Origin of the sequence: Amycolatopsis sp., assembly GCF_036008905.1 — a bacterium.
GTDB lineage: Bacteria > Actinomycetota > Actinomycetes > Mycobacteriales > Pseudonocardiaceae > Amycolatopsis.
Genome location: NZ_DASYMU010000037.1, coordinates 1 through 7,974 on the forward strand (window position 1 = coordinate 1; position 7,974 = coordinate 7,974).

Consider the following 7,974-nt stretch of genomic DNA (forward strand, 5'->3'; position numbering starts at 1 on the left):
CACGACCCCGTTGACCAGGCACGGAAGGTTTCGTTATGCGTCCCAGGTTTCCTCATCGCATCGAGGTCGCGGGCTCCATGGAGCCGCGGTTCGACGAGATCCTCACTCCGGCGGCGCTGGACTTCATCGCGCGGCTGGACAACGAGTTCGCCGGTCGCCGCCGTGAGGTGCTGGACGCCCGCAGGCTGCGCCGCGACAAGATCCGCTCCGGCGAAGAGACCCTCGGCTTCCTGCCGGAAACGCGCCGCATCCGCGAGGACGACGAGTGGGGCGTGGCCGGTCCGGGCGCGGGCCTGGAGGATCGCCGCGTCGAGATCACCGGTCCCACCGACCGCAAGATGACGGTCAACGCGCTGAACTCCGGCGCGAAGGTGTGGCTGGCCGACTTCGAGGACGCCACCTCGCCGACCTGGCACAACGTGATCGACGGCCAGCTCAACCTCTTCGACGCGATCCGCCGCGACATCGACTTCCGTTCAGAATCGGGAAAGCGGTACACGATCGGGGACAACCCGGCGACCATCATCGCCCGGCCGCGCGGCTGGCACCTGGTGGAGAAGCACATCCGCATCGACGGCCGCCCGGTTTCGGCGAGCCTGGTCGACTTCGGGCTGTACTTCTTCCACAACGCCCGCCAGTTGCTCGCGCGGGGCAGCGGCCCGTACTTCTACCTGCCCAAGCTGGAAAGCCACCGCGAAGCACGGTTGTGGAACGACATTTTCCTGCTGGCGCAACGGGAACTCGGCATCCCGCAGGGCACCGTCCGGGCGACCGTGCTGATCGAGACGATCACCGCGGCCTTCGAAATGGACGAGATCCTGTACGAGCTGCGCGAGCACGTCGCCGGGCTCAACGCGGGCCGGTGGGACTACATCTTCAGTGTCATCAAGAACTTCGGTGAGCACGGTGCCGACTTCGTGTTGCCGGACCGCTCGCAGGTCACGATGACCGTGCCGTTCATGCGGTCCTACACCGAACTGCTCGTGCGTACCTGCCACCGGCGCGGCGCGCACGCCATCGGCGGGATGGCGGCGTTCATCCCGAGCAAGGACCCGGAGACCAACAAGATCGCGCTCGACAAGGTCCGCCAGGACAAGGAGCGCGAGGCGAACGACGGGTTCGACGGCTCGTGGGTCGCGCATCCAGGACTGGTTCCGGTGTGCCGCGGCGTGTTCGACGACGTCCTCGGTGGCTGGCCCAACCAGATCGGCAAGTTACGCGACGACGTCGTCGTGACGTCCGACGACCTGCTGGACGTGGCGAGCGCCGGCGGCCAGGTGACCGAAGCCGGGGTGCGCGCCAACATCAACGTGGCGCTGCGGTACGTCGACGCGTGGCTCGGCGGGGTCGGCGCGGCCGCGATCTCCAACCTGATGGAGGACGCGGCGACCGCGGAAATCGCGCGATGCCAGGTGTGGCAATGGATCCGCAACGGCACGAAGCTCGAAGACGGCACCGCCGTCACCCGCGGGCTGGTCACCGGATTCCTCGACGAGGAGATCGCGCTGGTCCGTGCCGACCTCGGCGACAGCCGGCTCGACGACGCCCGCGCGATCTTCGAGGAGACCGCGCTCGGCGAGAAGCTGCCCAGCTTTCTCACCACGGGCGCGTATGCGCGCTATCTGACAGAGGCGCGCTAAAGACTCCGGTTCTGTTTACCTGACAAAGGAGAACCGGCAAAACAGGCCCGGTAGGAGAGGTTCCCTCCTGCCGGGCCTGTCGGCGTTCAGGCGCCGAGTTGCTCGCCGCCGTCGACGACGAGCTGGCTGCCGGTGACCCACACCGACCGGTCGGACGCGAAGAAGAGCACGGCTTCGGCGATGTCCCGCGGAATACCGTTGCGGCCCAAGGGGATTCCCTTGGTCATGTTCTCGACGGGGAAGCCGAGGGAGTCGGCGATGTGCTGCCGGGCCACGTCGCCGCCGGGTGTGGTGACGATGCCGGGCGTCACGATGTTGACGCGCACGCCCTTCGGCGCGAGTTCCGCCGCCAGCGCCCGGCTGTAGTACTCCACCGCGGTCTTGGCCGCCGCGTAGTGCGCGAGCGGGGGCATCGAGCTCAGCGTGGCCGAAGAGGCGATGTTCACGACGGACGAGGAGCCGCTTTCGGCGAGCGCCGGCAGCAGGCGCGCGGTCAGGCGGACGACGCTGAGGAAGTTCGAGTCGAGCGCGGCCTGCCAGTGTTCGTCGGGGATCGTCGCGATACCGCCGGGGAACGCCGTCGCCCCGCCCGCGTTGTTGACCAGGATGTCGAGCCCGCCGAGATGCGCGAGCGTCTCCCTGGCGAGGATTTCGGCGCCTTCGGCCGTGCTGACGTCGGCCTGGACGTAGTGGACGCCCTCGGGGAGATCGGCGACCGGGTTGCGCGACGACGTCACGACGGTGGCACCGGCGTCGAGCAGGTCGCGGACGATGGCCGCGCCGATCCCGCGGCTGCCGCCGGTGACGAGGGCGCGTTTTCCGGACAGGTTGGGAAATTCGTTATTGACCATACGGTCCATTAGATTGGTTTTGTACCGATCGGTCAAACTGGCTGGAGCTGTGCTGTGAGCAAGGTGACTGCCGCCGCTTTGCTGGGCAGCGCCGCGGCCGGTTCCCCGCTGATCGCCGCGATCACCGTGGCGCCGTCGACCAGGGAAAGCAGCTGATCCGCGAGTTCTTCGGGGTTCTTGACGGCGACCGCGCCGGTAAGGCCGAGCAGGTAAGCGTGCACCAGTTCCTTGTGAAGGCGGACCGCCGCGGCGACCCCCGGCGCCGTCGGGCCGAGCTCCCCGAACGAGTTGACGAACGCGCAGCCGCGGAAGCCGGGCTCGCAGAACCAGGTGTGCAGCCAGTCGAACACCGCCGGGATCGCGTCCTCGGACGTCTCGGCGTGCGAGGTCACGTAGTCCGCGAGCCTGCCCCGCCACCGCTCGTCGCGCCGCAGCAGATAGGCCTCGACCAGGGCTTCCTTGGACGGGAAACATTGGTAGAGCCGCTTGAGCGAAACGCCGGAATGCGTCCGGATCGCGTCCATACCCACAGCGTGGACGCCTCGGGCGTAGAAGAGTTCCTCCGCCGTCTCGAGCAGCCGGATCTTCGCTTCTTCGTGTCGCACAGCACCTTCCTCTAGCGCAGAGAATGTTCGTTCTCTACTCTAGGGCAAGAGCTGAGAACGCACGTTCTCCCGTCTTCGAGGAGCTGCCTGATGACGCCACGCCCGCCCTTCCCGCCCTTCGACGAGATCACCGCCGCGAAGAAGGTGCAGGCCGCCGAAGACGCCTGGAACACCCGCGACCCCGAGCGCGTCTCGCTGGCCTATACCGAGGATTCCGTCTGGCGAAACCGCGACAAGCACGTCGTCGGCCGCGCGCAGATCGTCGAATTCCTGACGGCCAAATGGGAACGCGAGCTGGACTACGCGCTGCGCAAGGAACTCTGGGGTTTCCGCGGCAACCGGATCGCCGTGCGCTTCCAGTACGAATCGCACAACGCCGACGGGCAGTGGTTCCGCAGCTATGGCAACGAACTCTGGGAGTTCAGCGATGAAGGCCTCATGCGGCGTCGCGAGGCGAGCATCAACGACCACCCGATCGACGAAAGCGACCGCCGGATCTTCGGGACCCGGCCGGAGGCGGAATACGGGGTTACTTTCCCGGTGTTCTGAGCCGGGCGCGGAAGTGGCATGAACGGACCTTTCATCTCGGTTTTTGAGATGAAAGGTCCGTTCATACCACTCTTTTGGCGGGCGCCGCGGATGGGCGTCAGAGCTCGAAAGCGTTCCCCGTGGCGATCTTCGGCCGTCCCAGCTCGACCGGCTCACCCACCCGAGCCCGCCGATAGACATCCGCCGTCGCCTCAGCGATCCGGCCCCAATCGAAGTCCGCCGCCAGCCGAGCCTGCGCGGCCCGAGCCCGGCGCGAAGCGGCGACTTTGTCATCGAGAACTTCTTCGACCGCGCTCCCCAGCGCGTCCACATCCCCAGGTGCGAACGCCAGCCCGGTCTCCCCATCGATCACGACTTCGCCAAGTCCACCAGCGGTCGAAGCGACCAACGGAGCCTTCGCCGCGGCGGCTTCCAGCGCCACGATCCCAAAAGGCTCATACCGGCTAGGCAGCACCACGGCATCCGCAGCGGCCAGCACCGCCCGGAGTTCGCGATCGGTGAGATGCCCGGCGAAGTCCACCGCGCGCCGGATCCGAAGCTTCCGCGCCAGTTTGATCAGCTCGTCCAGGTGCCGTCCCTTGCCCGCGATCACCAGCCGCGTGCCGGGGTTGCTCCGCCGGATCCGCGGGAGCGCGGTCAGCAGGTCTTGGACGCCTTTCTCCCACTCCAGCCGCCCGAAGAACAGCAGCAGCGGCGCGCCTGACGGGCTGTAGACCGAGCGGGCGTGGGCGACTTCGTCGGAGGAGACCTGCCAGCTGCGTTCTTCGATGCCGTTGTGGATGACGGTGATGTCGCCGGTCTCGACCTCGAACAGGTGCGCCACTTCCTTGCGCATGGCCTGTGAGCAGGTGATCAGCGCGTCGGCGCGGTTCGCGAGCCACCATTCGACCGAGTGCACCTGCTGGTTGAGCGGGTGCGAGAGCCAGCCGGAGTGGCGTCCGGCTTCGGTGGCGTGGACGGTGCCGACGAGCGGCACGCGCGCGGCTTCGGCGATGGCGATGGACGGATGCGTGACCAGCCAGTCGTGGGCGTGCACGACGTCGGGCTGCCAGGTGCGGAGCAGGTCCGTGGCGGCGCGGATCATCGCGTGGCCCATGGCCAGGGTCCAGGCGACGAGGTCGACCTCGAAGGTCAGGTGCATCGGGTCTTCGGCGACGCGGATGATCCGCACGCCGTCGACCATGCGGTCGCTCCGCGGGTGCGTTTCGGCGTCGGTACCGGCCGTGTGGCGGCAAAGGACCACCACGTCGTGGCCGTGTTTCGCCAGGTTGGTGGCCAGCGCGTGCACATGCCGGGACAGGCCGCCGACCACGACCGGCGGGTACTCCCAGGACAGCATCAGTACGCGCATGGGAGGAGGTTACTCGTGAGTTGGGAACGCCTCGCGAGGGTCGTCTGCCGGAAGTGTCCGCTTTGGTCCGGGCCGGACAGAATTTGGTCTAGACCTTGACCCGTTTCGCTGAGCGGGATCACGCTGAGTGCGCTCGTCACTACCGCCCAGTGCAAGGGGTTCGACGATGAGAATTGGCCCGCCGTTGGCCGTTGCCTGCTCGGTTGTGCTGCTCGCCACCGCGTCACCGGCCTTGGCCGCCGGGCCCAGGGAGAACTGGGCCGGCGCGACCTCGCAGTACTTCCAGAAAGTGCCCAGTGCCAACGAGTTCACCACCCGCGTGCCGAGTTCCGGCTCCGACGACGGCTTCACCGGCCGGTTGCGATTGAAGGCGAGGCCAGGAGTCGGCCCGGACGCCGGGATCCAGATCGCCACCACCGCGTCGCGTCAGTACGGCGAGTACGGCACCAGGATGAAGGCGGCGAACTGCGCCGGCCAGGACCGCGTCGGCGTGATCACCGGGGCTTTCACCTACTCGGGCGATCACTCCGATTCCAACGGCAACGGGGTGCCCGACAACGGCGAGATCGACATCGAATGGCTGTGCGCGCAGCCCGAGGTCATCTACCTGACGGTCTGGACCGACTATTCGGACGCCACCGGCAGCCTGCGGAAAGTCTCCCGGGTCATCGACCTGCGGGCCGGCCGCATCCTTTCGACCTGCTTCTCCACGTACTTCGGCGAATGTGTCCCGGTCAGCGCGGCCGAGAACGCGCCGACGTCGGTCCCGGCGATCTCCGGGTACGACTCGGGCACCGAGTTCTTCGAGTACGGCTTCAACTGGACGCCGAGCGTCGTGACGTACTACCTGGTCAACCGCGGCGGCCAGCGCGTGACGCTCTGGGACTACCGCGGTCCGGCGCAGCGCATCCCGACCAAGCCCGCGCCGTTCCTGCAGAACGTGTGGCACAGCAACAACTGGGACCCGATCGGCTTCGAGGCGCGCAACCAGCCGACGGCCGATGTGGACAGCTTCGTCGACTGGACCCAGCTTCCCTGACCGGGTTTTGCCTCATGGCCGGTGCGATCATGACTGCTGTGACGACTGAGCAGCCGCTGACCACGCCATGGACCGCCGAGGTAGGACCCGACAACGCGCTGCCGGAGTATCCGCGCCCGCAGCTCGTCCGCGACCGATGGTCGAACCTCAACGGGATCTGGGAGTACGGCACCGGGAAATCCGGCTACGACGAGCGGATCCTGGTGCCGTACCCACCGGAGTCGGCGCTGTCCGGGATCGGCAGGCACGACGACCGGATGTGGTACCGCCGCGTGTTCGAGCTCCCCGGCGACTGGCGGGGCCACCACGTCCTGCTGCATTTCGGCGCGGTGGACCAGACCGCGGAGGTCTGGGTGAACAACCAGCGGGTCGGCGCGCACGAGGGCGGCTTCACGTCGTTCAGCTTCGACATCACCGCGGCGCTCCGCCGCTCCGGCACGCAGGAGATCGTCGTCGGCGCCGAAGACCGGGGCGACATCGACCCGTTCCCGCTGGGCAAGCAGCGCAACACCCCGGGCGGGATCCTGTACACCGGGTCGTCCGGGATCTGGCAGACGGTGTGGCTGGAGCCGGTGCCGTCGGTGCACGTCGAGAAGCTGGACATCACCTCGGACCTGACCGGGTTTTCCTTGCTGCCCAGGGTTTCCGGCGAGCACATCGGCCGGGTCGAGGCTGTTGTCTCGCAACCGCAAGGAAACGAGCTCGCCAGGGAGTCCGCGAACGCCCACGAAACGCTCCGGCTGCCGGTGCCCGAGCCCCGCTTGTGGACGCCCGGCGACCCGTACCTCTACGACCTGACCGTCCGGCTGATCGGTACCGGCGGACAGCTCGTCGACGAAGTGCGCAGCTATGCGGGCCTGCGCACGATCGGCACGGTGCCCGACGAACAGGGCCGGCCGCGGATCGCGCTGAACGGCGAGATCACCTTCCTGCACGGCCCGCTGGACCAGGGTTTCTGGCCCGACGGCCTGCACACCGCGCCCACCGACGAAGCGCTCAAGTTCGACCTCGACAAGACCAAAGAACTCGGGTTCAACTTCGTCCGCAAGCACGTGAAGGTCGAGCCCGCGCGCTGGTATTACTGGACCGACAAGCTGGGTTTGCTGGTGTGGCAGGACATGCCGTCGCCGGTGTTCTCGTTCGACGGCCCGGCCGGCCCGGCGCCCGACCCGGTTCCCGAGGCCAAGGCCCATTTCGAGGCCGAGCTGCGCGAGATGATCGACCAGCTGCGCAGTGTGACCTCGATCGTCGGCTGGGTCCCGTTCAACGAGGGCTGGGGCGAGTACGACACCGCGCGGATAGCCGCGCTGGTCGCCGAGCTCGACCCCACCCGCATGGTGAACGCCGACAGCGGGGTCAACTGTTGTTTCTCCCGCCCGGATTCGGGCGCGGGTGACATTTACGACGACCACACCTACGTCGGCCCCGGCGCCCCGGAGGTCCGCGACGGCCGTGTGATCGTCGCCGGCGAATACGGCGGGCTCGGGCTCGTCGTCGAGGACCATCTCTGGCCGGGACCGCCGCAGGCGTACGAAATGACCGGCAGCTCCGAGGAACTCGCCGCGCGGTACGTCGAAGTCAGCGAGGTGCTGGAACGCGTGGTGCGCGAAAAGGGCTTGTCCGGCGCGATCTACACCCAGACCATCGACGTCGAGAACGAGGTCAACGGCTTCTTCACCTACGACCGCCGAGTCCTGAAGATGGATCCGCAAAAGGTGTCGGAGAGGAACCGCGCGGTGATCGAAGCGGGTCGCGATGGCCGTCGCCGGGGTGCGTGATCCCGGCGGCGCACATTCACGAGAAAGTGCGCCGCGTCGTGAAGGGTCCCTTCCTCAGGCGGGAAGCGCGGCTTCGATCGCCTTCACGACGGCTTCTGACTCGGGCTCGGTGGCCGGGCGGAACCGGCCGAGGATCTCGCCTTCGGGGCTGATGAGGAACT

At 67.6% G+C, this 7,974-nt stretch carries 7 protein-coding genes; 4 read left to right on the plus strand and 3 right to left on the minus strand.

The genetic code is table 11. The features are described 5' to 3' along the window. Window positions 1-35 precede the first annotated feature (35 nt). Window positions 36-1,640, plus strand: coding sequence for a malate synthase A (aceB, locus tag VGP60_RS07165; RefSeq protein WP_327547084.1), 1,605 nt, complete (start codon window positions 36-38; stop codon window positions 1,638-1,640). Window positions 1,641-1,726: 86 nt separating this feature from the next. On the opposite strand, the gene VGP60_RS07170 is transcribed toward aceB, so the two are convergent. After that, window positions 1,727-2,491, minus strand: a complete 765-nt coding sequence (locus VGP60_RS07170; protein WP_327547085.1) for an SDR family oxidoreductase — start codon at window positions 2,489-2,491, stop codon at window positions 1,727-1,729. A 32-nt stretch (window positions 2,492-2,523) separates the two neighbouring features. Further along, window positions 2,524-3,096: a TetR/AcrR family transcriptional regulator gene (locus VGP60_RS07175; RefSeq protein WP_327547086.1), complete on the minus strand. Its 573-nt coding sequence runs from the start codon at window positions 3,094-3,096 to the stop codon at window positions 2,524-2,526. 90 nt (window positions 3,097-3,186) lie between these two features. Between VGP60_RS07175 and VGP60_RS07180 the strand changes: the two genes are divergently transcribed. Continuing rightward, the gene (locus tag VGP60_RS07180; protein WP_327547087.1) at window positions 3,187-3,645 is read left to right on the plus strand and encodes a nuclear transport factor 2 family protein; all 459 of its coding nucleotides are present in this window, start codon (window positions 3,187-3,189) and stop codon (window positions 3,643-3,645) included. A gap of 97 nt (window positions 3,646-3,742) precedes the next feature. On the opposite strand, the gene VGP60_RS07185 is transcribed toward VGP60_RS07180, so the two are convergent. Continuing rightward, window positions 3,743-4,996 carry a glycosyltransferase family 4 protein gene (locus tag VGP60_RS07185; RefSeq protein ID WP_327547088.1) on the minus strand — a complete coding sequence of 418 codons (1,254 nt, stop codon included), beginning with the start codon at window positions 4,994-4,996 and terminating at the stop codon, window positions 3,743-3,745. Window positions 4,997-5,162: 166 nt separating this feature from the next. Between VGP60_RS07185 and VGP60_RS07190 the strand changes: the two genes are divergently transcribed. Both VGP60_RS07190 and VGP60_RS07195 read left to right on the plus strand, forming a co-directional pair. Continuing rightward, the gene (locus tag VGP60_RS07190; RefSeq protein ID WP_327547089.1) at window positions 5,163-6,035 is read left to right on the plus strand and encodes a glycoside hydrolase family 16 protein; all 873 of its coding nucleotides are present in this window, start codon (window positions 5,163-5,165) and stop codon (window positions 6,033-6,035) included. 29 nt (window positions 6,036-6,064) lie between these two features. Continuing rightward, complete coding sequence (locus VGP60_RS07195; RefSeq protein ID WP_327547090.1) at window positions 6,065-7,813, plus strand: glycoside hydrolase family 2 protein; 1,749 nt, start codon at window positions 6,065-6,067, stop codon at window positions 7,811-7,813. The last annotated feature ends 161 nt before the right edge of the window (window positions 7,814-7,974 follow it).